Genomic DNA, 26,310 nt, shown 5'->3' with positions numbered 1-26,310 from the left:
GTACTCATCGTGGAGCTGGACGCCATGAAACGGGACTTCATCGACAACCCGCCGCGACCGCCGAAACACTGCGTCCATGACCGACAAAGACATGACCGACAAGGACATGACCAACAAGGACACCGTTCAGCGGGCGCTGTCGGAACTGATCACCACGGGCAGCACCGACGGGCTGCGGCCGCTGCTCAGCGACGGCTTCGTGCACCACCGGCCGGACGCGACCTCCTCGACCAAGACCGAATGGCTCGCCGCCGTGCAGGCGGCGCTCACCCCGCTCGCCGGCATGCAGGTGGAGATCCGCCACCTGCTGGCCGACGGCGACCACGTGGTGCTGCACACGCGGCGGCGGCTCCCGGACGGGCCGGAGATCGCGGTCGTCGACATCTGGCGGGTCGACGACGGGCTGATCGCCGAGGCGTGGGAGATCATCGAGCCGGTGGCCCAGGCCGCCGCCAACCTCACCTGGTGGGAGCCCGCCGGAGTCTGACGGGCCCTGCCCGACCGGCCCTGTCCGACCGGCCCATCCGACCGGATCTAGACGACACGGTGGAGGAGGCCGTCGCCGCGCGCGAGGCGGCGGCAGTTCTCCGCGGCGACCGCGAAGTAGCGGTCCCACGTCTCGCGCGTCAGCCACGCGACGTGCGGCATGACGACCACGTTGTCGAGGGCCAGCAGCGGATTCCCCGCGTCCACGGGCTCCTCCTCGAAGACGTCCAACCCGGCGCCGCCCAGATGCCCCGACCCCAGCGCCGCCACCAGCGCCTTCTCGTCGATCACCGCGCCGCGCGCCGTGTTGACCACGATCGCGCCCTCCGGCAGCAGCGCGAGCCGCCCGGCGTCCAGCAGATGACGGGTCTCGTCCGTCAGCGGGATGTGCACCGACACGATGTCGCCGGCGCGCAGCAGCTCGTCCAGCTCCCGCCAGGCGGGATCCTCAGGCCGGGGCCGCCGCGTCGTGTAGAGGACGGTCGCCCCGATCGCCTCCAGCATCCCGCGCAGCAGCGTCGCGATCTCGCCGCCGCCGAGGAGCCCGACCGTCCGTCCGGCCAGCTCACCGCCCACCAGCGACCGGTCGGCGGGCCAGCCCTCGCCGCGCCGCGTCCGCGCGTCGAACGGGACGACCCGCCGCAGCGCCGCCAGCATCAGCAGCAGCGACGTCTCCGCGACGGCCTGCGCGTTGCGGCCCGGCATGTTCGCGACCGCGATCCCCCGCTCGGCCGCGGCGTCCAGGTCGATGGTGTTCACGCCGGTTCCGAGCTTCTGGATCAGCCTCAGCCGCGGCGCCCGGTCCATGTCGGCGGCCGTCACCGGGCGCAGCACGTGCCAGAGCACCTCGGTGTCCGGCAGCAGCTCGGCGAACCGCGCGTCGTCCTGCTCCGAGCAGCTCACGATGTCGAGACCGGGCTCCTCGTGTTCCCTGTCGTAGTGCAGCAGCACCCGCATGCCGACCCTCTTCTCTCTCCGCGACCCCGGCGTCACCACCCGGTGTCCCCCGCGATTATCGTGCGAGCATGACCAGGAGTCGGACCGAGGTGAGCGCCGTGCGGACGGAACTGCCGATCGTGCAGGCCCCGATGGCGGGCGGGCCGTCGACGCCGGAGCTGGCCGCCGCCGTCTCGAACGCGGGCGGCCTCGGCTTCCTCGCCGCCGGCTACCGGACGACCGAGGCCATGCGCGCCGACATCGCCGCCACGCGCGAGCTGACGTCCCGCCCGTTCGGGGTGAACGTCTTCATGCCGTCCCTGGACGAGATCGACCCGGCCGCCGTCGCCGCCTACCGCGAACTCCTCGCCCCCGAGGCCGCGCGCCTCGGCGTGGAGCCGGGCACCCCGGGCGCCCGCGACGACGCCTACGACGCGAAGATCGCCGACCTGGTGTCCGACCCGCCTGCGGTCGTCAGCTTCACGTTCGGCTGCCCGACCCCGGACGTCATCCGCGCCCTCAGGGACCGCGGCGCCACCGTCGTCGTCACCGTGACCTCCGTGGACGAGGCCCGCCAGGCGGCCGGCGCCGACGCGCTCTGCCTCCAGGGCCTGGAGGCCGGAGGCCACCGGGGCTCGTTCACCAACTCCCTCGACGACCCGCTGCCGCTGCGGGCGCTGCTCCCGGCCGTCCAAAAGATCACTCGGCAGCCCCTCATCGGCGCCGGGGGCCTGGCCACGGCCGCCGACGTCGCCGAGATCCTCTCGCTCGGCGCCGTCGCCGCCCAGCTCGGGACGGCGTTCCTGCGGTGCCCGGAGAGCGGCGCCGGCGCCGTCCACAAGGCCGCCCTCACCGACCCCGGCTACACCTCGACCGCTATGACCAGGGCGTTCAGCGGACGGCCCGCGCGCGGCCTGATCAACCGCTTCCTCACCGAGCACTCGGGGGACGCCCCCGCCGCCTACCCTGACGTCCACTACGTGACGGCGCCCCTGCGCCGCGCGTCCGCCGCCCAGGGCAACCCGGACAGCGTCAACCTCTGGGCAGGCGAGTCGTTCCGAGAGACGACCGAAACCCCCGCCGCCACGCTGGTAGCGGCCCTGGCCTCCGCCTGACGCACGAACTCGGAGGGGACCGCAACGCGTCCCGCCCGCCGTAATTCGGGTGCCGGACGTCGGAATCCATGCCACGCTCAGGCGACTCCGCCGCCCGATCCGAGGAGCCCCCCGATGAAGGATCTTGAAGCGCGCATGCGCGCCCGCGAGTGGTTCCACTCCCTGACCCTGCTCCCCGGCGCCTGGGCCGTCGTCCGCGTGGACGGCCGATCCTTCTCCCGCTACACCGAGGCCAACTTCGACAAGCCCTTCGACCCGCGCTTCTCCGACCTCATGGTCGACACCGCGGCGACCCTGCTCACCGAGCTCGGCGGACGGTACGCCTACACCGAGAGCGACGAGATCTCCGTCGTCCTCGACCCCGCCTTCGACCTGTTCGGCCGCGAGGTGGAGAAGCTCGTCTCGCTGTCGGCGGGCATCGCCACCGCCGCCTTCACCCACGCCGCCGGAGCACCCGCCGTCTTCGACGGCCGCGTCTGGATGGGCACCTCCCTCGGCGACGTCGTCGCCTACTTGATCTGGCGTCGGGCCGACGCGGCGCGCTGCGCCGTGAACACCTGGAGCTACTGGACGCTGCGCAAGGAGGGGTTGTCCGCGCGGAGGGCGACACGCGAGCTGGAGCGGGCCTCCGCCGCCGACAAGAAGAAGCTGCTCCTCGCGCGCGGCGTGAACTTCAACGAGGTCCCGGCCTGGCAGCGAGAGGGCATCGGCCTCTGGTGGGAGACGTACGAGAAGACGGGCCACGACCCGATCCGCGACACGTACGTGACCACCACCCGCCGCCGGATCCGCACCGAACGCGACCTCCCGCATGACGACGCCTACCGTGACCACCTCGGAGCGGTCCTGCGGCCGCCCGCCTGACTACGCCTCGGCGCCCCAGTCCCACAGCGCCTGGAGCACCGGGCCCAGGCGGCGGCCCTGCGGAGTGAGCGCGTAACGCGTGCGCGGCGGCCACCCCGCCGTTCTCTCCCGTCCGAGGACGCCCGCCTGGGCGAGATGGGCCAGCCGGTCGGCCAGCACCTTGTCTGACAGGGCCGGAAGGGACCGCCGCAGCTCGCTGTACGAGCGGTCGCCCCGCAGAAGCTCGCGGATCACCAGCGTCGTCCAGCGCCCGCGCAGCGCGTCGAGGGTGATCTCCACCGGACAGGACGGCGTGGGCTCCGCCGCGTCCGCGCGCGGATCGTCGGGCAGCCCCGGGTGGCTGACCGTTTGGTGAGTCACGAGGGCGCCTCCTAGCGTTTCGCGTCTGGACCTTGTCTACAGGATGGACGACGATGCGCCCCTTGGCCGAACTCCCCGAGGACGTCCCGTACGTGTTCGCCGACCGCTTCAACAGCGGCGACCCGGCGGCGGTCGCCGAGGTGTACGAGGAGGGGGCGGTCTTCGTCCCCGCACCGGGCACCCCGCTGACCGGCGCCGACGCCCACGCCGCCAACGCCCGCTTCCTGGCCCTCGGCATGCCGGTCAAGGTCGCCCCCCGCCACGTCTACACCGCCGGCGACCTCGCCCTGCTGGTCGTCGACTGGGTGATCGAAGGCCGGGGGGACGAAGGCCCGGTCCGCGTCGAGGGCACCGCGACCGACGTCGCCCGCCGGGGCCCGGACGGCCGCTGGCGCTACGTCGTCGACAACCCCTTCGGCACGGCGGCGACCGCCGGCCGGCCGACGTGACCAGGGATGATGTGCGAAGTACAGGCATCCGGGAAAGATTCTTGGAGGCCGTGTTGATTGTGCCGTCCTCCCTTCGACCTAAGGGTGAGAGGGTCCCTGCGGAGGGGCCCGGACGGACAGGGAGACAGCGAACATGAAGTACATGCTGATCATGCGGGCGACCGACGAGGCCTACGCGGGCATGGCGAACACGGACCACGCCGAGATGATCGAGACCGTGGGCCGGTTCAACGAGGAGCTGATCCGGGCCGGCGTGCTGCTGGCCGCGGAAGGCCTCGACGACCCGTCCGAGGGCGTGGTCGTCGACCACTCCTCCGAGCCGCCCGCGGTCACCGACGGCCCGTACGGCGAGACGAAGGAGCTGTTCGGCGGGTTCTACATCCTCAACGTGGCCTCGAAGGAGGAGGCCGTCGAGTGGGCCAGGCGGGCGCCGGGCGGTGCCGGCTTCAAGACCGAGATCCGCCGCGTCCCCACCATCGACGAGTTCCCGCAGGACAACGAGTGGATCAAGAAGGAGCGGGCCTGGCGCGAGGCCACCGGCCAGCTGTGATGGGCGACCCCACCGGACGCGAGGCCGTCGCCGCCGTCTGGCGGATCGAGTCGGCGCGGATCGTCGGCGCGCTCGCCCGCTACACCGGCGATTTCGCGCTGGCCGAGGATCTCGCCCAGGAGGCGCTGGCCGAGGCGCTCGTGACCTGGCCGCGCGACGGCGTCCCCCGCAATCCGTCGGGGTGGCTGCTCACCGTGGGCCGGCGGCGGGCGATCGACGCGTTCCGCCGCCGCTCCGCCCTCGACGAACGGTACGCCGCCCTCGCCCACGACCTGGACGAGGGCGGCGCCGCCACCGGCCGCCCGCCCGAGAAGGACGACGACGTGCTCTGGGACCCCGACCAGATCGACGACGACGTGCTCGCGCTCATGTTCGTCTCCTGCCACCCCGTCCTGTCGCGGGAGGCGCGGGTCGCGCTGACGCTACGCGTGGTCGGCGGCCTGACGAGCGACGAGATCGCCCGCGCCTTCCTCGTCCCGACCGCGACCGTCCAGGCCCGGATCACCCGCGCGAAGAAGACCCTCGGCGCGGCCCGGGTGCCGTTCGGGGTGCCACCGGCCGGAGAACGGGCCGGGCGCCTTCCCTCCGTCCTCAACGTCGTCTACCTGATCTTCACCGAGGGCTCCACGGCCAGTTCGGGCGGCGAGCTGATCCGGTTCGACCTCGCGGGCGAGGCGCAGCGCCTGGCCCGCGTCCTGGCCCGGCTGATGCCGGACGAGCCGGAGGCCCACGGCCTGCTGGCGCTGCTGGAGCTGACCGCCGCGCGCTTCCCCGCCCGTACCGCCCCGGACGGCGAGCCGGTACTCCTGGAGCACCAGGACCGCACCCGCTGGGACGCCGCCGCGATCCACCGAGGACGCGCCGCCCTGTCCCGCGCCGAGAAGGCAGGCCGTGGCCTGGGCCCCTACGGCCTCCAGGCGGCGATCGCCGAATGCCACGCCCTCGCCCCCTCGGTCGCCGAAACCGACTGGGGCCGGATCGTCCTCCTCTACGAGGCCCTGGGCCGCCTGGCGCCGTCCCCGGTCGTCGACCTCAACAGGGCCGTGGCGGTCTCCATGGCGAAGGGCCCGGCCGCCGCCCTCCCCATCGTGGACGACCTGGCGGCCTCCGGCGCCCTCGCGAACTCCCACCTCCTCCCGAGCGTCCGAGGTGAACTCCTCACCCGCCTGGGCCGCCCCGAAGAAGCGCGCACCGAACTGGAACGAGCCATGAAAATGGCAGCCAACGAACGCGAACGCACCCTCCTCCAACACAAACTCACCGCCCTCCCCTGAAAGAAGACGCGGCGGGCCTTGCGGTTGGTCAGAACAGGCCGGGCATGTAGGGGGCGCCATTCGCGCGGACTCCGCGCGCCACGGCCGTCGCCCTCGCCGCGCCACGCCGATGCCCGGCCTGGCCGGCCTTGCGGAAGTACTCCTCGGCCCCGGCCATGTCGTCCTTGTGCTCGCAACGGACGCCGAGGTTGAACAGGGAGTCCGGGTCACCCGCCGCCGCCCCCTTCGCCCACCACTCGTCGGCCTCCTCGCGCCGGTCCTGGGACCAGAGATGGTTGGCGAGCGCACTGAGCGCACGGCCATCGCCCTTCTCAGCGGCGCGCCGAAGCCATTCCTCGGATTCCTCCGCCCGGCCCATCTCACCGAGTGCCAGCCCGAGGTTGGTCATCGAATCGGTGCGTCCGGCCTCGGCCGCGATGCGGAACTGCTCGGCGGCTCCCTGCACGTCACGACGGCCGATGAGCAGCAGCCCGAGATTGTGCCGAGCGTCGACCTCACCCGCCTCGGCAGCCTTGCGGTACCAGCTTTCCGCTTCCTCGTCCCGCCTCTGGTCCGAGCAGAGGATGCCGAGGTTCAGCTGCCCGACCCGGTCGCCCGCGTCGGCCGCAGCCCGCCACCACCGCTCGGCTTCGCCCTCGTCCCGCTCCACGACCAGGAGACCGAGCTTGAGCATGGCGCCGACGTGCCCCGCCTCAGCAGCCGCCCTGAACAGCCGCTCGGCCTCCCGCACCTGCCCCTGCTCCTGAAGCGACTCCGCCTCCTGGAACTCGGCCTCTCCACTACCCGTCTCCACGCCGTCCCCTTCCGTGATCACCATGGTCGGACTGGTCCGGCCCCAGAACGGTTCCAGCACACTCCGGGCGATGTGCGTCTGGGGCGGCGGATCTGTCCCCCATCCGAGCTACCGGAGATTGTCCACTGAGCGGTGACGAATCGTGTGCCGTCGATTCCTTAGCGTTGCGGTGGTCGCGGCATTTCCGGCTGCGCCTCCCGCCGCACCGCCAAGTGAATCACGGCGGCAATTCCCTCCTGGAGAAGAAGACATGATCCGCAAGATCAAGACGGCCGCCATCGCCGCAGCGTGCTGCACCGTCGTCGGCGCGGGACTCGCGGGCTGCGAGGGCGACTCGGTGACGGACGGGGGGCTGTTCTCCAGCGGCAAGCCGAAAGCCGACCTGATCACGGGCACCGAGAAGATCGAGGTCGGCGGCAAGTCGGTGAACGTGTCCTGTGCGGGCGACGCGGTGAAGGGCAAGCCGGTCATCGTCCTGATGCACGGAGGGGGCGACGGGCTGGACAAGCTGGCCGCCACCCAGAAGGAGCTGAGCAAGGACGACCGGGTCTGTTCCTACGACAGGCTCGGCGCAGGCAAGAGCGACCCCCCGGATGGTCCGCAGGATTTCTCCAGCACCGGCAAGGTCCTGACCGGAGTGCTCGACCGGATCGCCGGTGACGGTCCGGTCGTCCTGGCCGGGCACTCGCTGGGTGGACTGATCGCCGCCAGGTACGCACCGGACCACCGGGACAGGGTCAAGGGGCTGGTCCTGATGGACGCCACACCGCCGACGATGGTCGAGGACATCACCAGGGCGATCCCCGCGTCCGCCAAGGGGCCCGCGGCCGAGGTGCGCGCGCAGAACCTCGCGATCTTCCAGGGGCAGAACCCGGAGAAGCTCACCATCACCGACGGGAAGGTCGGCTCCGCCGGGAACATCCCGGTAGAGGTGATCAAGCACGGGAAGCCGTACCTCGCGGCCATCCCCACCTACGGGCCGCGCCTGGAGCAGTCATGGTCCGCCGGACAGCGCGCGTGGCTCGCCCTGTCCAGCCGCAGCAAGCTGAGCACCGCTCCCAAGAGCGGGCACTACATCTACCTCGAACAGCCCGAGGCCGCCGTCAAGGCCGTTCAGCGAGTCACCGCCAAGGTCGCCGGCGACGGCTGATCAGCCGAGGAGGCCCTGCTCCACGGCGGCCACCACGCCGTGCGGAAGCCGATCGGCTCGGCATCTCGGGCAAGCTCCGTCAGCGTGTGTTGCGAATCCCCAGGATGTAGGTCGCGGTGAGCGCGACGGCGCGGTCCTCGTCTTGGGCCAGGTCCGCGAGGGCGCGGGACGCCGTGGCTCCCGGGATGTCCGCGAGGGCCTGTGTCAGGCGTCGGCGGGCGGACGAATCGACGGTGGCTTGGGCGAGGTGGTCGACGAGCCTGGTGGCGATCTGATCCGCCAGGGCGGGACGGCTCGCCAGCGCGCTCAGCGCGTCGGCCGCGTCGACGTCGTTCGCCTCCTCGACGATCATGTCGATCAGCGTCGGGACGGCGTCCTCCACTCCCCGTGCTCCGAGCGCCAGGGCCGCGTGTCTGCGGACCACGAGGTCAGGGCTCGTGAGGGCGTCCCGCAGCGGTGCGGTCGCCCCCTCGCTCGGAATCTCGGCCATGGACTGAACGGCCCGTCTCCGCACCTCGGCATCCGGTGAGCCGAGGGCCTCCGCCAGCGGCGCCAACGCGCTGTCGCCCGATCGCGCCAGAGCCCATCGAAGGGCTCCGGCCACGTTCGTGTCCGTCTCGCTCAATGCCGCCTCGACCAGTGCTTCCACCGGCACCGGAACCTCTTCGGCCGAGGACAGGGCCGCGCGCTGGCGCTTCCCTGCGCTTTCCGACCCCAACGCCTGGAGGAGTGCGACGATGTGGAGGACGTCCTCCCAGCCGGCGGGTTCCGCGGCATCGATCCGGCGGAGTCGCGTGAGCAGCTCCGTCTCGCGTGCGATGCGCTCCCGCGTCCGGCGGACGAGGTCGTCGACGAGCTCCGCGGGGGCGAAGTCGGGATCGTCGAGCGCACGCCCGACCTCGCGCAGCGACAGCCCCAGCGACCGCAGGCTCTCGATGTGGAAGATCCGCCGGATGTCCTCGCCGGAGTACTCGCGATAGCCGGCGCCGGTACGCCCCGTCGGCCGCACCAGGCCGAGCGACTCGTAATGCCTGAGCATGCGCGCGCTCACCCCGGACCGTCGCGCCACATCGCCGATCAACATCGCCCGTCACTCCTCCTGGCCGGTCGCGCCGAGGGCCACGATGCGCTTCGCCTCCTCGATGGCGAACCCGAATCCGGCGTCCGGATCGCGCAACAGGCGTTCCGTGGCCATCGCGTGCGCCCGCACGCGGGGTTCGGGAGCCGTCATCGCGGCGCGCAGAACGGGCAGGATCACCTCACCGAGCGCGATCAGCGCCCGGCTGAGGCTCTGCTGCATCGGGCGCCCACCGCGCCCGAGCTGCGTGGCCAGGACCGCGGCCAACCCGGGTTCCTCATCTTCGGGTACGAGCACGACCGCGGCCCGCCAGGCGCTCCGCGCCACCTCGTCGTCGGCGTCGGTCAGCAGCTCCCGCGTGATCGCCGGCCACGCCCGCGGGTCCCCGACCTTGGAAAGCGTGTGCAACCCCTGGCTTCGCGCCTGCGCCCGCTCCGAGCGGAGTTCGTCGATGAGCTTGGGAACCGTCGTCGATGACGAGTGGCGGGTCAGAGCCCACGTGAGCATGTCGCGCACGAAGAACTCGGGTTCGACCGCGCACCGTTCGATGAGCTTGTCGACGAACCCCGGGTCAGGGGCCGTTCCGACCGCCATCGCCGCCCGCAGCCGCACCGAGGCGTCACCGTTCTCCAGCCCCCGGAGAACTCGAACCGTGTCCGCGTCCTGTTGTGGCATGGTCATCGGACCACCTCCCTGGTCGCAGTGAAGAGCTTGTCACTGTGTCAAGGTCAAGCGCGGTCGAGCCGGGACGGCGCGGGGCGATACGGGGCGTCCAACGGTCTTCTTCACACCGCCCGCCGGTTTGAGCATGAGGACGGTGTGAAATAACAGCATCTGATTACTCTCGGGGGGAACTCGTGCGCACGTTGTTGAACGTCCTCTGGCTGGTCCTGGCGGGCTTCTGGATGGCGATGGGCTACGTGGTCGCCGGACTGATCTGCTGCATCCTCATCATCACCATCCCGTTCGGCATCGCCTCGTTCCGCATCGCGGGCTTCGCGCTGTGGCCGTTCGGCCGGACGACCGTCCCCAGGCGGGACGCGGGCGCGGGCTCGCTGCTGGGGAACATCATCTGGATCGTCTTCGCGGGGTGGTGGCTGGCCCTCGGGCATCTCGTCACCGGGGTCCTCCTCTGCATCACGATCATCGGGATCCCGTTCGGCATCGCCAACTTCAAGCTGATCCCGATCTCGCTCACCCCGCTGGGTCAGGAGATCGTCCCGTCGGACCGCACCGCGACCTTCTGAACGGCCGCCCTTTCGGGGGGCTTCACGGGCTCGGACGAGACGGTTACCCTCTAACTGGCGTCCACGCCGGTCGTATGTGCCTTGCTCTGGGAGAGTCCCGTCCCCACGGGACTTGTTCGGCTCCTGCACCGGCTCCTCTGTCCCGCTCAGCTGAGGAGTCGTCCCCGTGAAGCCCAAGCACGCGCGCTTCAAGCACAGACCCTTCACACGCGCGGCCGGTGCCGCGCTGGCCGCGGGCGCCGCCGCGTCCGTCCTGTCGTTCGGCACGCTGGTCGCGGTGTCCGCGCCGTCGTCGGCCCAGCCCGCTTCCGCGATCGCCTGCACGTATCCGGCCTGGGCGGAGGGCACCTCCTACAAGGTCGGCGACAAGGTCGTCTACAGCGGCCACGGCTACGAGGCGATCGTCGCCCACACCGCCCACCCGGGCGCCGGATGGAACCCCGCGTCCACCGCCACGCTGTGGCGTGAGCTGGGCACCTGCGACACGTCCGAGCCGCCCACCACCCCGCCCACGGACCCGCCGACCACCCCGCCGCCCGGCGGGGACGAGACCTGCGCGGTGAAGTCCAAGCCCGCCGGCAAGATCCTCCAGGGCTACTGGGAGAACTGGGACGGCGCGTCCAACGGCGTCCACCCGCCCTTCGGCTGGACGCCGATCGACGACCCGGTGATCAGGCAGCACGGCTACAACGTGATCAACGCGGCGTTCCCCGTCATCCGCTCGGACGGCACCGTCCTGTGGGAGGACGGCATGGACGCGACGGTCAAGGTCTCCACCCCCGCCCAGATGTGCGCGGCGAAGGCGGCGGGCGCGACCATCCTGATGTCGATCGGCGGAGCCGCCGCGGGCATCGACCTCAGCTCCAGCACCGTCGCCGACCGGTTCGTCCAGACGGTCGTGCCGATCCTGAAGAAGTACAACTTCGACGGGATCGACATCGACATCGAGACGGGGCTGTCGGGCGGCGGGAACATCGGCCAGCTGTCGGCGTCGCAGGCCAACCTGGTCCGCATCATCGACGGGGTCCTCGGCCAGATGCCGTCCAACTTCGGGCTCACGATGGCGCCGGAGACCGCGTACGTGACCGGCGGCAGCGTCACCTACGGCTCCATCTGGGGCGCCTACCTGCCGATCGTCAAGAAGTACGCGGACAACGGCCGGCTGTGGTGGCTGAACATGCAGTACTACAACGGCAGCATGTACGGCTGCTCGGGCGACTCCTACTCCGCCGGTACGGTCGAGGGCTTCGTGAAGCAGACCGAGTGCCTGAACAACGGCCTCACCGTCCAGGGCACCACCATCAAGGTCCCCTACGACAAGCAGGCCCCGGGCCTTCCGGCGCAGCCGGGCGCGGGCGGCGGCTACATGTCGCCGGGCCTCGTCGGCCAGGCGTGGAACCACTTCAACGGCCGGCTGAAGGGCCTGATGACCTGGTCCGTCAACTGGGACGGGTCGAAGAACTGGACGTTCGGCGACAACGTCCGCGGTCTCCAGGGACGCTGACGGCCTGACCCGGGTGGGCCCGGCGGCGTCCGCCGGGCCCACCCGCTACGGCCCTTGACGTTGACGGCGGTGTCAAGGAGTAGCGTCGGCCTACGAAGGCGAGGAGGGGGCCGATGCGGATCGGGGAACTGGCCGCCCGCGCGGGCGTGAGCACCCGCATGCTGCGCTACTACGAGCAGCAGGGCCTGTTGCCGGCGCGGCGCGCGGCCAACGGCTACCGCGAGTACGAGGAGTCCGACCTGCGGCTCGTCGCGCAGATCCGCGCGCTGCTGGACACGGGCTTCACGCTGGACGACACGCGCCCGTTCCTCGACTGCCTGCGCGCCGGCCATGCCGACGGCGCCGCGTGCCCGGAGTCGGTCGCGGTCTACCAGCGCGCGCTCGCCGAGATCGACGCGGAGATCCGCGCGCTCATCCGGCGCCGCGCCGAGGTGGCGGGGCGGCTCGCCCGGTCCTGCCCCGGCTGCGCGCACGGGCTTCAGGAGGTCCAGGCGGTGCCGGTCAGGCGCTCGTAGACCTCGGTGTAGCGGGCGCGGGTGGCCTCCACGACCTCGTCGGGGATGGCGGGGCCGGGCGGGGTGCGGTCCCAGTCGAGCGTGCTGCTCCAGTCGCGCACGAACTGCTTGTCCAAGGAGTGCTGCGGACGGCCGGGCACCCACTGGTCGGCAGGCCAGAAGCGGGACGAGTCGGGCGTGAGCACCTCGTCGCCGAGGACGAGGGTCCCGTCGGCGGCGCGCCCGAACTCCAGCTTGGTGTCGGCGATGATGATGCCGCGCTCGGCGGCGAGGGCGGCGCCGCGCCCGTAGATCTCCAGGGTGACGTCCTTGAGGCGCTCGGCGGTGTCGTCGCCGATCTCGCGGACCACGTCGTCGTAGGTGATGAACTCGTCGTGGCCCTCGGTGGCCTTGGTGGTCGGAGTGAAGATCGGCTCCGGCAGCCGGGACGCCTCGGTCAGGCCCTCGGGCAGCGAGACGCCCGAGACCGTGCCCGACTTCTGGTACTCCTTCAGGCCGAGCCCGGCGAGGTGCCCGCGCGCGATCCACTCGACGGGGAGCATGGTGAGGCGGCGGCAGCGGATGGCGCGCCCGGCCCACTCCTCCGGCACGTCCGTGGCCGAAACGACGTGGTTCGGGATGATGTCGGCGAGCCGCTCGAACCACCAGAGGGACAGCTGCGTGAGGATCTTCCCCTTGTCGGGGATCGGGGTCGGCAGGACGACGTCGTAGACGCTCACCCGGTCGGACGCGACGAGGATCAGATCGTCGCCGTCCGCGTAGACGTCCCTGACCTTGCCCGAGTGGACCAACTCCATGACGCTCCCCATCTAGCCGCCGTGCCGGTAGGAGTCTTCCACAACGCCGCCCCGCCACCTGCGGCGCCTCCGGCCCACCGCGACCGGGCCCTGTCACCCCTCGACGTCACCCCTCCACGAACACCCGCACGCTGTCGAGGGTGTCGTCCGCTGCGTCCGGGACGACCATCCCGGCGGCGACGCCGGAGCGCAGGTACTCCATGACGGGCGCGTTGATCCGTTCGCCCGGCACGACGGCCGGGATGCCGGGCGGGTAGGGGGTCAGCATCTCCGCGCTGATGCGGCCGGCGGCGTCGGACGCGGGCACCTGCTCCGCCGGGCCGAAGAACGCGTCGCGGGGCAGCACGACGAGTTCGAGCCGCAGATCCTCGGGGGACGGCACCTCGACGGCCGGTGCCCCGCGCAGGTCGCCGAGGTGGGCGTGGAGGTCGCGCAGGGCGGCGAGCAGCCGGTCGGCCGTCTCCTTGTCGTCGGCGAAGGTGAGTTGCGCGCTGATCCGCCTGTGGTCGGCCAGGTGCAGGTTGACGCGATGGTGCTCGCGCAGCCAGTCGGCCGCCCGGTACCCGGTGACGCCGAGGCCGGCGACGTCGATGACGAGGGGCAGCGGGTCGAGGTCGTGGGCGAGCCCGGGGCCGGTGAACTCCTCCCAGCCCTGGACCTCGAAGCCGTCCATGGCCGCGATCTGCGAGCGCACGTCGGACGCGAGGTCCAGCGTGTCCTGCAGCAGGGCGTGCCCGTGCTCGACCATCTGCCGCCGCCACGCGTCCAGGCCCGCGTAGATCAGGACGGACGGGCTGGTCGTCCCGAGAAGGTCCTCCCGCGCCTTGAGGACGACCGGGTCGACCAGGTCGCCCTGCTGGTGGAAGACCGATCCCTGCTCCAGCCCGGCGCCCATCTTGTGGACGCTCGTCACGCACACGTCGGCGCCGGCGTCCATGGCCCAGGTGGGCAGGTCCTCGTGGAACGGCAGGTGCGCGCCCCACGCCTCGTCCACGATGAGGGGCTTGCCGTGCTCATGGCAGACGGCGGCGATCGCGGCCAGGTCGGCGCACGTCCCGTAGGGCGTCGGGCTGGTGACGAGGGCGCCGCGCGCGTCGGGGTGCTCCCGGAACCGCGCCGCGAACGCCGAGGGCGAGGGCGGGTGGGCGAGATGCCGAGTCGCGTCCCACTGCGGCTCCACCCAGATGGGGCGGACGCCGGACAGGATCAGCCCCGAGACGACCGACTTGTGGGCGTCCCGCCCGACCAGGAGCTTCTCGCCCGGGCCCGCCACCGACAGCATCGCGCTCTTGACCGACAGGGAACTGCCGCACGTCGAGAAGAACGCCTGCTCGGCGCGGACGGCGTCCGCCATCAGCTCCTGGGCGCGCTCCAGCACCTTGTTGCCCGACTCCCGGTCGTCCAGGCCGGAGATGGCGAGGACGTCGGAGCGGAAGACCGCGTCGCCCAGCACCTCGCGGGCGCGTGGATCCGCGCCGCGGCCCTGCTTGTGGCCGGGCGGGGTGAAGGGGAGCTGCTGTTCGCGGTGGTAGGCGGCAAGGGCGTCCAGGACGGGGGCTTCCGAGTGGTCCATGCGGGACGTGTTCCCGCGCGATCCGGGCTTTAACGGGGGCCGGCGCGGGGGGCCGTGTGTGATTCTGTATGCAAGTAACGCAAGCTGGGACGAATGGGGCAGCGGTCTCCGGGTACGGCGGGCATGAACGCGTACAGGGAGTTTTGCTATGAACAACCGCGTATCGCCCGAGGTGGAGCTGGCGTGGGAGGACTTCCACCGGCTCGTGAACATGACCTCCGACGAACTGCGCATCTGGTTGCTCACGGACGCGTCCGGCGAGGAGGCGTTCCCGGCCGACGGCCAGGGGCCCGGGGTTTCGGAGCTGGGAGCCCGCGTGGTGGACGTGCTGCGCAAGCGGAAGGTCGACCTGACCGAAAGCGACGGGGAGGTGATGCAGGAGGTCGTCGACTACGTGGAGGACCGGCTGGACCACCGGCCGCCGGACGTGGAACGGGACGAGGAATGGCGCCACGCGCTGATGAGCGTGGGGCACGATCCGCTGCGTCCCCAACCGTCCAGGGCATAGGAGGCGAGAGCATGCCGAACCCGCAGCAGCCCGAGATCCGCCGGTCCGGGAAGACCGCGGTGACGGACGAGCCCGCGCCCGAGGCCACCGACCCGAAGTCGACGGGGGCCAAGGGGCACGCGCACGGCACCGACAAGGGCAGCAGAGGCGGCGGCGAGGGCGGCGGAACGCCGCCGGACCAGAAGCCGCCGCACCCCGACTAGCAGCAGGCCGGAGGCCGCCCCGGAAAGAGTCCGGGGCGGCCTCCCGTCTGCTGCTGTGCGGCCGCGGATGTCCAGCGGATGCACGCCGCCGATCGACAACGAAAGAGGGAGGGGTGGTACGAGGGTGTTCGAGTTGGCCCCCGGGCAGGGTTGGGTGGAGATCGGCGAGCTGCTGCTCGCCATGGTGCTGTCGGCCGCGATCGGGCTGGAACGAGGGCTGCGCAACAAGAGCGCGGGACTGCGCACGCACACCCTCGTCGGCGTAGGTGCGGCCCTGTTCATGCTGGTCAGCAAGTACGGATTCGAGAACGTCCCCGGGAACGTCTCGCTGGATCCCTCCCGGGTGGCGGCGCAGATCGTGTCCGGCATCGGCTTCATCGGCGGCGGGCTGATCTTCGTCCGCCGGGACGCGGTGCGCGGCCTCACGACCGCCGCCGTCGTGTGGGTGACGGCGGCCGTCGGCATGGCGGCCGGCGGCGGCCTGCCGGTCCTCGCGGTGGCGGTCACCGCGATCCACTTCCTCGTCGTCTACGGGCTGAGCGGCCTGACGAAGAGGCTGCCGCTGGAGCGGTACCGCCGGGCCGGGGTCGCGCGGATGAGGATCGTCTACCGGGACGGGCATGGCGTGCTGCGGCAGGTCCTGATGGAGTCCACGCAGCGCGGTTTCGTGATCCTGGAGGTCAACGTCGACCGCGACTACCTGCCGGACGACTCCGACCGCGGCCGTGACGAGCGCCGGGACCGGCGCGAACCCGACCGGCGGCGTCCCGGCAACACCGTGGTGACGCTCACGCTGGAGGGAACGGGCTCGGTCCCGGAGCTCGCCGCGGTCCTGAGCGAACTGGAGGACATCGTCGGCGTCACGGTCGGAGCCGACCAGGACGACGACAGCGCGTAGGGAGCCCTGGGCGGATCAGGGGACCTCGGTCTGCGGGCTGTAGCCGTCGTCCTCGCCGCCCGGGGTCTCGGCCTCGGCGATCGGCGGGTCCGTGGGGCCGGGCGTGTGCTCGGCCCCCACGTCGGCGTCGTCCTCCTGCGGCGCCCCGGCCTCGGCGCGCCGGTCGGCGAGCGGCTTGTCCTCGTCGTTCCTGCGGTCGGTCATCGCACCTCCTCGAAGGAGGGACGGCCCGGCGGGCCGCCCCGGGCGGTCAGCCGCGCGCCTTGCCGATGGCGTCGCGGACGCGGTCGGCGACGGCCGCCATCGGCCCGACCGCGAGGTTCTTGGTGGGCGACTCCGTCCCCTGGTGGGGATGGGTCGGGGCGATCGCCTCGGCCGCCCTGACGGCCTTGGCCATGCCGCGCATCTGCTCGGGCGTGGCCTCGCGAGCGATGCGCGGGAACTCCTCTTTCTCCTCGTGCGAGGCGTGCGCCTCCAGGTCCCTGTGGAACCTGGCGAACGTCTCCACGAAGTCCGCGGACTCGGGGTCCATCTTCTCCAGGTCCGACAGGACGCCCTTGGCCTTGTTCTCCTCCTCCAGCCGCGCGTCCACCACGCGGGAGCCGTCGGCGGCGGCGCGCCGGGCGAACGGGTGGACGACCTCCTCCTCGGCGGTCTCGTGCACGGCGAGGAGCCTGCGCAGCCGGTCGAAGGCGTCCTTGCGCACCTTGCCGTGGTTCTTCTCCACCGTCGAGGCGAGGTGGCGGATCTCCTCGTGCTGCGCGAGCAGCAGATCGACGACGTTCTCCTGGGTGGCCTGCTCGGCCATGACCGACCTCCTGTGGGTGTTCGACTCCTGTCCGGCTCGAATCGTGGCGATACCCGAGGTGAGGGCTTCAACCATCCGGGGCCGAGCAGGTGGTGCGGCGGGCTGAGTAGGGTGAGCGCATGCTGTACGGGCGGGACGGGGAACTGGCCGCGATCGACGGACTCCTCGACCGGGCCCGCGGCGGGCGCAGCGGGACGCTTGTGCTGCGCGGCGAGGCCGGGATCGGCAAGTCCGCCCTCCTCGACCACGCCGCCGGCGCCGCGGACGGGATGCGCGTCCTGCGCGGGACGGGCGTCGAGACCGAGAGCGGCATGCCGTACGCGGGCCTGCACCTGCTGCTCGGCCGCCACCTCGACCGGATCGGCGGCCTGCCGGACGCGCAGGCCGAGGCCCTGCGCGCGGCTCTCAACATGGGCGGCCCGGAGGCCGAGAGCGACCGGTTCCTCGTGGGGCTCGCGGTGCTGACGCTGCTGTCCGACCTGGCGGAGGAGCGGCCGCTCATCTGCCTGGTGGACGACGCGCACTGGATGGACGGCTCGTCCGCCGAGGCGCTGCTGTTCGCCGCACGCCGCCTCGACGCCGAGCCCATCGCGGTCATCTTCGCGGCCCGCGACGCGGTCGCGCCGGAATGCGCCGCGCCGGAGTTCGGCGCGCAGGGGCTGCCGGAGCTGCGCCTGCGCGGCCTCGACGGGACCGCGGCGGCCGGACTGCTGGCCGAACGCGCCCCCGACCTGCCCGGCCATGTCCGGCGGGAGATCCTCGCCGGGGCGATGGGCAACCCGCTCGCGCTGCTCGAACTGCCGGGCCGGGGCGGGCACGGGTCGGCGTACGAGCGGATCCTGCGGTCGTTCGCCGAGCGGATCGCCGCGCTGCCGGAGCCGGCCCGGCGGCTCGTCCTGCTGGTGGGGGTGGACGACCTCGGCGACGCGGGGGTGGTGGTGAAGGCGGCGTGCCGGTTCGGCGCGACGGCCGGTGCCTCCGTCGGCGCCTCCATCGACGACCTGGAGCCCGCCGAGCGCGCGGGCCTGCTGCGCACCACGTCCGACGGACGGCTGGAGGTGCGGCATCCGCTGATCCGCACCGCCGCCGTGCGGGAGGCGACGCTCGGCCTGCGCCTGGCCGCCCACCAGGCGCTGGCGGAGGCGTACCTGGAACGCGGCGACGTGTGCCATCACGCCTGGCACCTGGCCCGCTCGGTGACGGAACCCGACGAGCGCGTCGCGGCCGTGCTGGAGAAGACCGCCGAGACCGAGCGGAACGCGGGCGGCAACGCGGCCGTCGCCGCCATGTACGAGGCCGCCGCGGGTCTCACCCCGGACCCGGCCGAGCGCGGCCGGCGGCTGGCCGCGGCGGCGCGGGCCTCGGCCGACGCGGGGCTCCCCGAGCGCGCGGTCGAGCTGGCGGCGCGGGCGGAGGCCGACCTGCCGGACCCGCTGGCCCGGGCGGAGCTGACGCTGATCCGGGCGTCCCTCGCCGACGAGCAGGACCGGGCGGGGGACGCCCACCGGCTGTTCGCCGAGACGGCGGCGTCGGTCACGCGGCTCGATCCCCGCACGTCCGGCTACCTGTTCTTCCAGGCCGCGGCCGCCGCCGCCAACGCCGGGGACTTCGCCGCGATGGACGGCATCGCCGCCGAGGGCGTGCGCCTCGGCGTCCCGAACGCGCCGCACCTGCGGGCGCTGAGCCGGGTGTTCGCCGGGCAGAACCCGCTCGCGGACGCCGATCCGGCGGACGGCGTGGCGGCGCTGCGCGAGCTGATGGGCGCGATGGGCGCCTGCTACGCGCCGCGCGACCGGATCCGCGCGGGCATGTGGCATCTCATGATCGGCGACGTGCGGGGCGCGGCCGAGGTCGCGGCGGAACTGGAGCGTCGCTTCCGCGACCGGGGCGCGATCGGGCTGCTCGCGCCCGTCCTGATGCTCCGGTCCCGGACGGACCTGCTGCTCGGCAGGCACCGCGACGCGCTGACCGGCGCGACGGAGGGCGTGCGGATCGCCGCCGACACCGGCCAGCACCGCATCCGCGTCTACCTCGCCACCAGCCTGGGGCAGCTCGCCGCGATCCAGGGCGACGAGGAGCGCTGCCTGGAGCTGACGGAGGAGGCGCTGTCCCGCGGTCTCCCGCCGAGCAACGTGCACGCCGCCGCCGCGCGCAGCCTGCTCGACCTCGGGCTCGGCCGGTACGACGCGGCCCTGGAACGTCTCGCCGACGTCGTCGCCGGACCCAGCCGGCAAGGCGCCATCGCCGCTCTGCCCGACCTCGTCGAAGCGGCCGTCAGAGCGGGCGTCCCAGAGCGCGCGCGGGACGCCGCCGACTGGTACGGCGATTGGGCCGCACAGACCCAGCAGCCTTGGGCGCAGGCCATAGCGGCACGCTGCGCGGCCCTGCTGACCCCGGACGACCCAGACCCGCTGTACACGAAGGCCCTCGATCTGCACCGCGAGGGCAGGACGCCGTTCGAGCAGGCGCGCACCGAGTTGCTGTACGGGGAGTGGCTCCGCAGGTCACGCCGCAGGAACGACGCGCGGGCGCGGCTGCATGCGGCACTGGAGGCGTTCGAGCGGCTCGGCGCCGCACCCTGGGCCGAACGAGCCCGGGCCGAACTGCGCGCCGCCGGGGAGAACTTCGCCGCAGGGCAGGACGACGCGGCCTCCCGCGACGACCTCGCCGCCCGGCTCACCCCGCAGGAACTCCAGGTCACCCGGCTGGCGGCGACGGGCCTCAGCAACCGGGAGATCGGCGCGCAGCTGTTCCTCAGCCCCCGGACCGTCGGCTACCACCTCTACAAGGCCTATCCCAAGCTCGGCGTCACCACGAGGGCGGCTCTCGCCCGCCTCGACCTGGGCTAGTAACGGCCTTGCGGCTAGCTCCTCGTGCGCACGAACTCGACGAGCCGATCCGCGTCCTCACCCTCCAGCACGATTCCGAAGTCCTCGCCCAGCGTCCCCGGCAGGTCCTCGGGGGCGAGCGTGCGGGTCTCGACGCTCCCGTCCGGGCGGGTGACGGTCAGCTTCATTCCGTCCAGCACACGGAGGGAGTCGGACGAGAACCTCTGCGCGAAGGGGCGGGTCGTGAACGGGGAACGCGCGCTGGTCGAGACGTAGTGGCTGCCCACCTCGAAGTCGATGCGGAACACCTCGTTCAGCACGAACGTGTGCCGCTGGACCCAGCCGTCCGGGCCGCGCTGGTGCAGCTCCCATTCCGCCGTGTCCGGCGTCCAGGTGGTGACGGTGCGGCCGCGCCGGAGCCGGAAGCCCCAGCCGTCCTGGACGGCCTCCTCACCGTCCACGAGCCGCAGCGGCTCCAGCGGGCCGGCGCCGAATCCCACGTCGCACAGCCACGCAGGCTCGTCCCGCGACGTGTCCGGCGGGCGGACGTGCAGGAGCGCGTGCGTGGCGGGCAGGATCTTCGCCGCCCCCAGCGTCACCCGCGCCGCCAGCGCCGTGACCTCGTACCCGAGCCTCTCCAGCACCGCCGCGAACAGCCGGTTGTGCTCGTAGCAGTAGCCGCCGCGCGGGCGCTCGACCAGCTTCGCCTGGACGGCGTCCAGCGACAGGTCGATCGGCCGCCCGAGCATGATCTCCAGGTTCTCGAACGGGATGGACGTGACGTGCGCGCGGTGCAGGGCCCGCAGCGTCGCGGCGGTCGGGGCCGGGTCGCCGTCGTGGCCGACCCGCTTCAGGTAGGCGGGCAGGTCGAGCAGCTCGCCCTGCCATCCGTAGCCGAGATCCTCGCTCATGGCTCCCTTTCCCCCGGTGATGACGATTCCCCCGGTGATGGCGATTCGCCGGTATCGGCGACAACACCGGAGGCGTCCCGGATCCTCCCGGCGATCCGGTCGACGTCGCGCCGCTCGGCGGGCGGCAGCGCGGCCCCGGCCGCCGCGCGGAGCCCGTCCGCCTCGGCGAGCAGCCCGGCCGCGGCCGCGTGCTCGCCCGCCAGGGACCGCGCCCCGGCCAGCCCCTCCAGCGCGAGCGCGATCGCGCGCGGGTCGCCGACGGCGCGGGCGGCGGCGAGCCCCTCGGTGTGCAGGGCCAGCGCCCGGACCGCGTCGCCGCGCTCCTCGGCGACGAAGCCGAGCTGGGCGTGCACGAACGCCAGGCCCGCCGTCCCGCCGATGCCGCGCAGCCAGTCGAGCCGGGCGCGCAGGTGCCTCTCGGCGGCGTCGAGGTCGCCGCGGGCCCGGGCGACGAGGCCGAGCCCGACCTCGGCGAACTCCTCGGCCGACCGCGCCATGTGCCGCCGCGCCAGGTCCAGCGCCCGCTCGTGCAGGTCGCGGGCCTCGCCGAGGGCGCCGGTGAGGAGCGCGACGCGGCCGAGGCCGGACAGCCGGAACGACGTCTCCGGCCACATCCGCGACTCCTCGGCCAGCCGGAGCCCCTCGCGGAGCAGCCGCGCGGCCTCGGCGTAGTCCCCGGCGATCTCGGCGCGCCGGACGAGCGCGTCGGACGCCTCCAGCCGCCCCCACGGGTCGCCCAGCTCGGCGAACAGCGCGACGCTCTCGACCGCGTCCCGCTCCAGTGCGACCAGATCGCCGTGCCCGAGGGCGAGGTTGGCCCGGGTCGCGAGCGCGGCGGCCGTGAACCAGCGGTCCTCCCGCTTCCGGAACACCGTCAGGGCGCGGTCGACGCGCCGCCTGTTCACGGCCAGATCCCCGTACGCCCAATGCACATGGCTCAGCAGCCACTCGGCCTTGGCCCTGGCGAACGGATCGTCATGGTCGGCCAAGGCGGTCTGCCGAAGCTCCTCCGAATCGACGCCCTCGCCGGCCAGCATGGTGAAGGCCGTCAGCCACGTCGCCGCCTCGGTTCTGGCCGGTGACGCCTGCGGGTGGGCGGCCAGGGCGCCGGCGAACGCGCGACGGGCCTCCCCGAAGCGCCCCCGCAGGTACCAGTACCAGGCGAGCGCGTTCACCGACCCGATTCCGGCGCCGTTGCCCAGCGCCGCGCGCAGGTTCGCGGCCTCCTGGTCGAGCCGCTTCAGCCAGTGGCCCTGTTCCGGCCCGCGCAGCCGTTCCGCCGCGTGTTCGGCCAGGCCGGTGTAGTGCAGGGCGTGGCGGCGGCGGAACTCGTCCTCCTCGCCCGCCTCCCGCAGGCGTTCCAGCGCGTAGGCGGCGACCGACTCCAGCAGCCGGTACCGGCCCTCCTCCGTCCGGACGGCGAGGGAGCGGTCGACCAGCCGGGCGAGCACGTCGACGTCCGTGTCGCAGACCGCCTCCGCCGCGTCCAGCGTGCAGCCGCCCGCGTGGACGGCGAGGCGCCGCAGCGCGACCCGCTCGGGCCCGGTGAGCAGATCCCAGCTCCAGTCGATCACCGCGCGGAGCGTCCGCTGCCGGGCCGGGCCGCCGCGCCGCCCGTCCGCCAGCACCCGGAAGCGGTCGTCCAGCCGCGCCGCCAGCTCCCGCACCCCGAGCGCGCGGACGCGGGTCGCCGCCAGTTCCAGTGCGAGCGGCACCCCGTCCAGGCGCCGGCAGATCGCCGCGACCCACGGCGCCGTGTCGGCGTCCAGCGCGAAACCGGGGCACGCAGCCGCGGCCCGCGCGACGAAAAGCCGGACCGCGCTCGACTCCCGCAGCCCGTCCGGCGCGGTCTCGGGACCGGGCAGATCGAGCGGCGGGACGAGCTGCAACCGCTCCCCGGCGATCCCCAGCGGTTCCCGCGACGTGGCGAGGACGCGCAGCCCGGGCGCGGCGGCCAGGAGCCGCCCGGCGAGCTCGGCGGCGGGTTCGAGCACGTGCTCGCAGTTGTCGAGGACCAGCAGCGCCCGCCGCCCCCGCAGCGCGTCCGCGAGAGGGGTCCCGCCGGGCTCCTCGCGAAGCCCCAGCACGGAGGCGACCTGCTCGGCCACGTCGTCGGGCCCGGTCAGCTCGACCATCCACACCCCATCGGGATGGTCGGCGAGCGACCGGGAGGCGATCTCCACGGCCAGCCGGGTCTTGCCTACGCCTCCCGGACCGGTGAGCGTCACCAGCCGGTGCCCGGCCAGCAGGGCCCGGCCTTGCTCGACCGCGTCCTCGCGGCCGATCAGCTCGTCGAGCGCGGCGGGCAGCCGGGGAGCGGGACGCGGCGGGGCGGGGCCCTCCGCGAGCATCGCCCGGTGGAGCTCCGCGAGCTCGGGGCCCGGGTCGGCGCCCAGCTCCTCGGCGAGCCGCTCGCGCAGCGCGTGGTAGCCCGCGAACGCCTCGCCCTGCCGGCCGGCCAGGTGGAGGGCGCGCAGGTGGAGGGCCTGAAGCGGTTCGCGCAGCGGGTGGCGGGCCGCCGGCGCTGCCAGCTCGGCCGCCACCGCCGCGTGCTCGCCGAGGTCGAGCCGGGCCCGCGCGTGCCGCTCCAGCGCGACGAGCCGCCCCTCCTCCAACTCGATGATCGCGGTGCGGGCGAACCCGGCGTCGGCGAAGTCGGCGAAGGCGGGGCCGCGCCACAGCGCCAGCGCGTCGCCGAGAATCCGCTTGCGGGCGAGGGGATCGGCGGACTCGCGGCCGAGCGCCGCCGCGAACCGCGCGGCGTCGACCGCGTCCGGCCCGGCGTCGAGCGCGTACCCGGGCGGACGGGCGGCGACGAGGCCCCGGCCGCCCGGCTCGCCCTCCTCCAGTGCCCTGCGGAGCTGCGAGACCCGGGCCTGGAGCGTTCCGACCGGGTTGCGGGGCGGCCGGTCGCCCCACAGCGCGTCGATCAGCCGATCGACGGACACGGGGTGGCCGGGACGAGTGAGCAGGACGGCGAGCAGCGTGCGGACCTTCGCCTCGGGCACGCGCACGGGCGCCCCGGCGTCCGTCCACACCGCGAGCGGCCCCAGCACCCCGAAACGCACGGCCTCCAGCGTAGCCACCGCTACGGACGGACCCGCAGCACATCCGTAGCGGTCGGGACGAGTGTGGAGGAAATGCGCATCCCAGGAGGACATATGAAGACCCCGGTAATCGTCATCGGACTCGGGCCCATGGGCGCGGCGATGGCCAGGACGTTCCTGGAGAACGGCCATCCGACCACCGTCTGGAACCGGACGGCGTCCAAGGCCGCCCCGCTGGTGAAGGACGGCGCGACCCTCGCCCCCACCGCCGCCGAGGCCCTCGCGGCCTCCGAGCTGGTCGTCGTGAGCCAGACCGACTACAAGGCGATGTACGACTCGCTCGACGGCGCGGACCTGAAGGGGCGCGTCATCGTCAACCTCAGTTCAGGCAGCCCCGGCGAACTGCGCCGTGCGAGCGAATGGGTATCCGAGCGGGGCGGCGTCCTGCTCACGGGCGGCGTCATGGTGCCACCGCCAGGCATCGGCCGGCCAGGTGCGTACGTCTTCTACAGCGGCCCAGAGGGGGCATTGGAATCCCACCGCGGGGCCCTGGGCGAGCTGGGGGACGTCACGTTCGTCGGCGAGGACCCGGGTCTGTCGATGCTCTACTACCAGTCCCAGATCTACCTCTTCTGGTCCACCCTTGCCGCCTACATGCACGCCGTGGCCTTGCTGGGCACCGCTGGCGTGTCCGCCCAGGAATTCCGTCCGTTCGCCGCGTCCCTGCTGACCGAGCTGGCCAGCGATGGGCCGATGGGCTTCCTGAAGCAGCTCACGGAAGAGTTCGAGGCCGGCGTCTACCCGGGCGCGGACAACACCCTGCGGATGCAGGCCGTGGGCGCCGACCACGTCGTGGAGGCCGCCCGCGAAGCCGGGATCGACGTCGCGGGCCCGGCCGCCCTGCGGGATCTGTTCTGGCGTACCGTGGACGCCGGCCACGGCGAGGACGGGCTGTCCGCTGTCATCGAGGCGGTCCGTCGCCCGTGACCAGCGGGAGGCGGAGGACGAACCTGGCGCCTCGGCGGGAGTCGGCGATGCGCAGGGAGCCGCCGTAGACCTCGGCGATCTCGCGGGCGATGGGCAGGCCGAGGCCGGTGCCCTGGGGGTCCCGGGCGCGCGACTCGCTGAGGCGGGCGAAGCGCTCGAAGACGCGTTCGCGGGCCTCCTCGGGGATGCCGGAGCCGTCGTCGAGGACCTCCACGACCGCGTCGGCGCCGTCGCGCGCCACGGTCACCTCGATGCGCGACTCGGCGTGCCGCTCGGCGTTGCCCAGCAGGTTGCCGAGCACCCGGCTCAGCCGCACCGGGTTCGCGCGCACGACCACGCCGGGCTCCAGGCGCATCCTGATCGGGACGTCGCCGGCCCGGAGGCCGACCTCCCGGCGGACCAGGGCGGCGAGGTCGATCGGTTCCACGGGCATCGGGGTGCGGGCGTCGAGCCGGGACAGCTCCAGGAGGTCGGCGACGATGTCGTTCAGGCGCCGCGTGTCGCGGAGCGCGCCGCGGACCATCGGCTTCCAGTCGGCGTCGTCCGGCTCGCCGAGGGCGAACTCCAGTCGCGTCTGGAGGCCCGTGATCGGGTTGCGCAGGTCGTGGGAGGCGTCGGAGACGAAGCGGCGCTCCCGGGTCACCGCCTCCTCCAGCCGGTCCAGGGTGGCGTTGACCGTCTCGGCAAGGTTCTTGACCCCTCCGGGGGCATGCGGGACGGGCACCCGGTGATCCAGTCCCAGCGCGTCCAGGTCGGCCATCTCGGCACGGATGATGTCGACCGGGACGAACGCCTGCCCGATCGTGTGCCACGTCCACCACGCGATCAGGCTGAGCAGCGCGGCCAGAAGACCGAGGAGGGCGAGGGGCAGCAGCCACATGTTCAGCAGGCCGGGCAGCGGGGCCGCGGCGATGACCATGGCGTTCGAGCCCCACGGGGACGTCTGGATGCGGAGGCCGAACGCCCACACGCACCTGTCCAGGAAATCGGGGCAGACCCGCTGGTCGATCAGCAGTTCGCCTCTCGCCAGGTCGGCGATGGCGAGCGCGGGACGCCCGCGGATCGCGTCACTTGCGGCCACGACCTCTTCCTCAGGGTTCACCACCTGCACCATCGGCGCCTCGTCGGGGCCGACGTCGATGATGCCGGGGTTCCCTCCCCTGGAGAGCTCGAAGGCGATCCGCTCGGCGGTCCGTTCCGTCTCGTGCTCGACCATGCTCTTCACCCAGTCCCGCGCCAGCAGCAGCATCAGGACGAGCGCCAGGGCCAGGATCAGCGCCGACACCACGACGGTGATGAGCGTCGCGCGCCCCCGCACCGAGAAGAGCAGGTGCCTGGCCCACGGGCGGGCGTGATCCCGCTTCCCCGTCGTCACAGTGGTTCTCCGGAACCGCACACACCGTCACTCTAAGTTACTCAGTGTGAGATG

27 protein-coding genes are annotated in these 26,310 nt (G+C 72.9%); 15 read left to right on the top strand and 12 right to left on the bottom strand.

Going from position 1 to position 26,310, the window contains the following annotated elements:
- Window positions 1-76: 76 nt before the first annotated feature.
- Window positions 77-487, top strand: coding sequence for a nuclear transport factor 2 family protein (locus AB0H37_RS20585; RefSeq protein ID WP_360614411.1), 411 nt, complete (start codon window positions 77-79; stop codon window positions 485-487).
- Between the two features lie 47 nt (window positions 488-534).
- On the opposite strand, the gene AB0H37_RS20580 is transcribed toward AB0H37_RS20585, so the two are convergent.
- Window positions 535-1,443, bottom strand: a complete 909-nt coding sequence (locus tag AB0H37_RS20580; RefSeq protein WP_360614409.1) for an NAD(P)-dependent oxidoreductase — start codon at window positions 1,441-1,443, stop codon at window positions 535-537.
- Window positions 1,444-1,511: 68 nt separating this feature from the next.
- On the opposite strand from AB0H37_RS20580, the gene AB0H37_RS20575 reads away from it, so the two are divergent.
- Window positions 1,512-2,537 (top strand): nitronate monooxygenase, encoded by a 1,026-nt coding sequence (locus AB0H37_RS20575; RefSeq protein WP_329097820.1) that lies wholly within the window; start codon window positions 1,512-1,514, stop codon window positions 2,535-2,537.
- 114 nt (window positions 2,538-2,651) lie between these two features.
- On the top strand, window positions 2,652-3,401 hold the full coding sequence (locus AB0H37_RS20570; protein WP_179838075.1) for a tRNA(His) guanylyltransferase Thg1 family protein: 750 nt from the start codon (window positions 2,652-2,654) through the stop codon (window positions 3,399-3,401).
- Here AB0H37_RS20570 and AB0H37_RS20565 read toward each other — a convergent pair whose 3' ends face one another.
- Complete coding sequence (locus tag AB0H37_RS20565; RefSeq protein ID WP_329097823.1) at window positions 3,402-3,761, bottom strand: helix-turn-helix domain-containing protein; 360 nt, start codon at window positions 3,759-3,761, stop codon at window positions 3,402-3,404.
- Between the two features lie 53 nt (window positions 3,762-3,814).
- On the opposite strand from AB0H37_RS20565, the gene AB0H37_RS20560 reads away from it, so the two are divergent.
- The 3 genes from AB0H37_RS20560 to AB0H37_RS20550 all read left to right on the top strand — a co-directional run bounded on the left by AB0H37_RS20560 (window position 3,815) and on the right by AB0H37_RS20550 (window position 6,034).
- Window positions 3,815-4,210, top strand: coding sequence for a DUF4440 domain-containing protein (locus AB0H37_RS20560; protein WP_360614407.1), 396 nt, complete (start codon window positions 3,815-3,817; stop codon window positions 4,208-4,210).
- 133 nt (window positions 4,211-4,343) lie between these two features.
- A complete protein-coding gene (locus AB0H37_RS20555) occupies window positions 4,344-4,760 on the top strand; it encodes a YciI family protein (protein ID WP_179838072.1) in 417 nt (138 codons plus the stop codon).
- Complete coding sequence (locus AB0H37_RS20550; RefSeq protein WP_179838071.1) at window positions 4,760-6,034, top strand: RNA polymerase sigma factor; 1,275 nt, start codon at window positions 4,760-4,762, stop codon at window positions 6,032-6,034. The genes AB0H37_RS20555 and AB0H37_RS20550 overlap by 1 nt, the downstream gene beginning before the upstream one ends.
- Before the next feature lie 28 nt (window positions 6,035-6,062).
- Here AB0H37_RS20550 and AB0H37_RS20545 read toward each other — a convergent pair whose 3' ends face one another.
- Window positions 6,063-6,851: a tetratricopeptide repeat protein gene (locus AB0H37_RS20545; protein WP_360614405.1), complete on the bottom strand. Its 789-nt coding sequence runs from the start codon at window positions 6,849-6,851 to the stop codon at window positions 6,063-6,065.
- A gap of 226 nt (window positions 6,852-7,077) precedes the next feature.
- Between AB0H37_RS20545 and AB0H37_RS20540 the strand changes: the two genes are divergently transcribed.
- Window positions 7,078-7,977, top strand: a complete 900-nt coding sequence (locus tag AB0H37_RS20540; protein ID WP_360614403.1) for an alpha/beta hydrolase — start codon at window positions 7,078-7,080, stop codon at window positions 7,975-7,977.
- Window positions 7,978-8,056: 79 nt separating this feature from the next.
- Here AB0H37_RS20540 and AB0H37_RS20535 read toward each other — a convergent pair whose 3' ends face one another.
- Window positions 8,057-9,061, bottom strand: a complete 1,005-nt coding sequence (locus AB0H37_RS20535; protein ID WP_360614401.1) for a HEAT repeat domain-containing protein — start codon at window positions 9,059-9,061, stop codon at window positions 8,057-8,059.
- Between the two features lie 6 nt (window positions 9,062-9,067).
- Entirely contained in the window at window positions 9,068-9,736 is a 669-nt protein-coding gene (locus AB0H37_RS20530) for a HEAT repeat domain-containing protein (RefSeq protein ID WP_360614399.1), read from the bottom strand.
- A 176-nt stretch (window positions 9,737-9,912) separates the two neighbouring features.
- Between AB0H37_RS20530 and AB0H37_RS20525 the strand changes: the two genes are divergently transcribed.
- The 3 genes from AB0H37_RS20525 (at window position 9,913) to AB0H37_RS20515 (ending at window position 12,321) form a co-directional block, all read left to right on the top strand.
- On the top strand, window positions 9,913-10,302 hold the full coding sequence (locus AB0H37_RS20525) for a YccF domain-containing protein (protein WP_179838066.1): 390 nt from the start codon (window positions 9,913-9,915) through the stop codon (window positions 10,300-10,302).
- A gap of 166 nt (window positions 10,303-10,468) precedes the next feature.
- Entirely contained in the window at window positions 10,469-11,806 is a 1,338-nt protein-coding gene (locus AB0H37_RS20520) for a glycosyl hydrolase family 18 protein (protein ID WP_360614397.1), read from the top strand.
- Between the two features lie 113 nt (window positions 11,807-11,919).
- Window positions 11,920-12,321 carry a MerR family transcriptional regulator gene (locus AB0H37_RS20515; RefSeq protein ID WP_360614395.1) on the top strand — a complete coding sequence of 134 codons (402 nt, stop codon included), beginning with the start codon at window positions 11,920-11,922 and terminating at the stop codon, window positions 12,319-12,321.
- On the opposite strand, the gene AB0H37_RS20510 is transcribed toward AB0H37_RS20515, so the two are convergent.
- Together AB0H37_RS20510 and AB0H37_RS20505 are read right to left on the bottom strand one after the other, a co-directional pair.
- Window positions 12,285-13,118: a phosphoribosylaminoimidazolesuccinocarboxamide synthase gene (locus AB0H37_RS20510; RefSeq protein WP_179838064.1), complete on the bottom strand. Its 834-nt coding sequence runs from the start codon at window positions 13,116-13,118 to the stop codon at window positions 12,285-12,287. The two genes, AB0H37_RS20515 and AB0H37_RS20510, sit on opposite strands and share 37 nt — an antisense overlap.
- A 106-nt stretch (window positions 13,119-13,224) precedes the next feature.
- The gene (locus AB0H37_RS20505; RefSeq protein ID WP_360614393.1) at window positions 13,225-14,691 is read right to left on the bottom strand and encodes an ornithine decarboxylase; all 1,467 of its coding nucleotides are present in this window, start codon (window positions 14,689-14,691) and stop codon (window positions 13,225-13,227) included.
- A 148-nt stretch (window positions 14,692-14,839) separates the two neighbouring features.
- Between AB0H37_RS20505 and AB0H37_RS20500 the strand changes: the two genes are divergently transcribed.
- The 3 genes from AB0H37_RS20500 to AB0H37_RS20490 all read left to right on the top strand — a co-directional run bounded on the left by AB0H37_RS20500 (window position 14,840) and on the right by AB0H37_RS20490 (window position 16,300).
- Window positions 14,840-15,199, top strand: a complete 360-nt coding sequence (locus AB0H37_RS20500; protein ID WP_179838063.1) for a DUF3140 domain-containing protein — start codon at window positions 14,840-14,842, stop codon at window positions 15,197-15,199.
- 11 nt (window positions 15,200-15,210) lie between these two features.
- Window positions 15,211-15,402, top strand: coding sequence for a hypothetical protein (locus AB0H37_RS20495; protein ID WP_329097844.1), 192 nt, complete (start codon window positions 15,211-15,213; stop codon window positions 15,400-15,402).
- A gap of 124 nt (window positions 15,403-15,526) precedes the next feature.
- Window positions 15,527-16,300 carry an MgtC/SapB family protein gene (locus tag AB0H37_RS20490; protein WP_329097846.1) on the top strand — a complete coding sequence of 258 codons (774 nt, stop codon included), beginning with the start codon at window positions 15,527-15,529 and terminating at the stop codon, window positions 16,298-16,300.
- A gap of 15 nt (window positions 16,301-16,315) precedes the next feature.
- On the opposite strand, the gene AB0H37_RS20485 is transcribed toward AB0H37_RS20490, so the two are convergent.
- Entirely contained in the window at window positions 16,316-16,504 is a 189-nt protein-coding gene (locus AB0H37_RS20485; RefSeq protein WP_179838061.1) for a hypothetical protein, read from the bottom strand.
- Between the two features lie 46 nt (window positions 16,505-16,550).
- Window positions 16,551-17,108 (bottom strand): hemerythrin domain-containing protein, encoded by a 558-nt coding sequence (locus AB0H37_RS20480; protein ID WP_179838060.1) that lies wholly within the window; start codon window positions 17,106-17,108, stop codon window positions 16,551-16,553.
- A 119-nt stretch (window positions 17,109-17,227) separates the two neighbouring features.
- Between AB0H37_RS20480 and AB0H37_RS20475 the strand changes: the two genes are divergently transcribed.
- Complete coding sequence (locus tag AB0H37_RS20475; RefSeq protein ID WP_360614390.1) at window positions 17,228-19,957, top strand: LuxR family transcriptional regulator; 2,730 nt, start codon at window positions 17,228-17,230, stop codon at window positions 19,955-19,957.
- Between the two features lie 14 nt (window positions 19,958-19,971).
- Here AB0H37_RS20475 and AB0H37_RS20470 read toward each other — a convergent pair whose 3' ends face one another.
- Together AB0H37_RS20470 and AB0H37_RS20465 are read right to left on the bottom strand one after the other, a co-directional pair.
- Window positions 19,972-20,847, bottom strand: a complete 876-nt coding sequence (locus AB0H37_RS20470; RefSeq protein WP_360614388.1) for an arylamine N-acetyltransferase — start codon at window positions 20,845-20,847, stop codon at window positions 19,972-19,974.
- Complete coding sequence (locus AB0H37_RS20465) at window positions 20,844-23,915, bottom strand: BTAD domain-containing putative transcriptional regulator (RefSeq protein WP_360614386.1); 3,072 nt, start codon at window positions 23,913-23,915, stop codon at window positions 20,844-20,846. Before AB0H37_RS20465 ends, AB0H37_RS20470 begins: the two co-directional genes overlap by 4 nt.
- A gap of 93 nt (window positions 23,916-24,008) precedes the next feature.
- On the opposite strand from AB0H37_RS20465, the gene AB0H37_RS20460 reads away from it, so the two are divergent.
- Window positions 24,009-24,881 (top strand): NAD(P)-binding domain-containing protein, encoded by an 873-nt coding sequence (locus AB0H37_RS20460; RefSeq protein ID WP_360614384.1) that lies wholly within the window; start codon window positions 24,009-24,011, stop codon window positions 24,879-24,881.
- Here the strand turns inward: AB0H37_RS20460 and AB0H37_RS20455 are convergent.
- Window positions 24,856-26,256 (bottom strand): HAMP domain-containing sensor histidine kinase, encoded by a 1,401-nt coding sequence (locus AB0H37_RS20455; protein ID WP_360614382.1) that lies wholly within the window; start codon window positions 26,254-26,256, stop codon window positions 24,856-24,858. The two genes, AB0H37_RS20460 and AB0H37_RS20455, sit on opposite strands and share 26 nt — an antisense overlap.
- Window positions 26,257-26,310: the final 54 nt, after the last annotated feature.

This window comes from Actinomadura sp. NPDC023710 (genome assembly GCF_040639875.1).
In the GTDB taxonomy this organism is placed as follows: Bacteria; Actinomycetota; Actinomycetes; order Streptosporangiales; family Streptosporangiaceae; genus Spirillospora; species Spirillospora citrea.
Note: the sequence above shows the minus strand (reverse complement) of the source record. Positions and strands in the feature narration are given on the sequence as shown.

Bases quoted from the DNA above. Each gene is read 5' to 3' on its own strand.
- AB0H37_RS20585 (WP_360614411.1), top strand. From the start codon at position 77: ATGACCGACAAAGACATGACCGACAAGGACATGACCAACAAGGACACC.
- AB0H37_RS20580 (WP_360614409.1), bottom strand. From the start codon at position 1,443: ATGCGGGTGCTGCTGCACTACGACAGGGAACACGAGGAGCCCGGTCTC.
- AB0H37_RS20575 (WP_329097820.1), top strand. From the start codon at position 1,512: ATGACCAGGAGTCGGACCGAGGTGAGCGCCGTGCGGACGGAACTGCCG.
- AB0H37_RS20570 (WP_179838075.1), top strand. From the start codon at position 2,652: ATGAAGGATCTTGAAGCGCGCATGCGCGCCCGCGAGTGGTTCCACTCC.
- AB0H37_RS20560 (WP_360614407.1), top strand. From the start codon at position 3,815: ATGCGCCCCTTGGCCGAACTCCCCGAGGACGTCCCGTACGTGTTCGCC.
- AB0H37_RS20555 (WP_179838072.1), top strand. From the start codon at position 4,344: ATGAAGTACATGCTGATCATGCGGGCGACCGACGAGGCCTACGCGGGC.
- AB0H37_RS20550 (WP_179838071.1), top strand. From the start codon at position 4,760: ATGGGCGACCCCACCGGACGCGAGGCCGTCGCCGCCGTCTGGCGGATC.
- AB0H37_RS20545 (WP_360614405.1), bottom strand. From the start codon at position 6,851: ATGGTGATCACGGAAGGGGACGGCGTGGAGACGGGTAGTGGAGAGGCC.
- AB0H37_RS20540 (WP_360614403.1), top strand. From the start codon at position 7,078: ATGATCCGCAAGATCAAGACGGCCGCCATCGCCGCAGCGTGCTGCACC.
- AB0H37_RS20535 (WP_360614401.1), bottom strand. From the start codon at position 9,061: ATGTTGATCGGCGATGTGGCGCGACGGTCCGGGGTGAGCGCGCGCATG.
- AB0H37_RS20530 (WP_360614399.1), bottom strand. From the start codon at position 9,736: ATGACCATGCCACAACAGGACGCGGACACGGTTCGAGTTCTCCGGGGG.
- AB0H37_RS20515 (WP_360614395.1), top strand. From the start codon at position 11,920: ATGCGGATCGGGGAACTGGCCGCCCGCGCGGGCGTGAGCACCCGCATG.
- AB0H37_RS20510 (WP_179838064.1), bottom strand. From the start codon at position 13,118: ATGGAGTTGGTCCACTCGGGCAAGGTCAGGGACGTCTACGCGGACGGC.
- AB0H37_RS20505 (WP_360614393.1), bottom strand. From the start codon at position 14,691: ATGGACCACTCGGAAGCCCCCGTCCTGGACGCCCTTGCCGCCTACCAC.
- AB0H37_RS20500 (WP_179838063.1), top strand. From the start codon at position 14,840: ATGAACAACCGCGTATCGCCCGAGGTGGAGCTGGCGTGGGAGGACTTC.
- AB0H37_RS20495 (WP_329097844.1), top strand. From the start codon at position 15,211: ATGCCGAACCCGCAGCAGCCCGAGATCCGCCGGTCCGGGAAGACCGCG.
- AB0H37_RS20485 (WP_179838061.1), bottom strand. From the start codon at position 16,504: ATGACCGACCGCAGGAACGACGAGGACAAGCCGCTCGCCGACCGGCGC.
- AB0H37_RS20480 (WP_179838060.1), bottom strand. From the start codon at position 17,108: ATGGCCGAGCAGGCCACCCAGGAGAACGTCGTCGATCTGCTGCTCGCG.
- AB0H37_RS20475 (WP_360614390.1), top strand. From the start codon at position 17,228: ATGCTGTACGGGCGGGACGGGGAACTGGCCGCGATCGACGGACTCCTC.
- AB0H37_RS20470 (WP_360614388.1), bottom strand. From the start codon at position 20,847: ATGAGCGAGGATCTCGGCTACGGATGGCAGGGCGAGCTGCTCGACCTG.
- AB0H37_RS20460 (WP_360614384.1), top strand. From the start codon at position 24,009: ATGAAGACCCCGGTAATCGTCATCGGACTCGGGCCCATGGGCGCGGCG.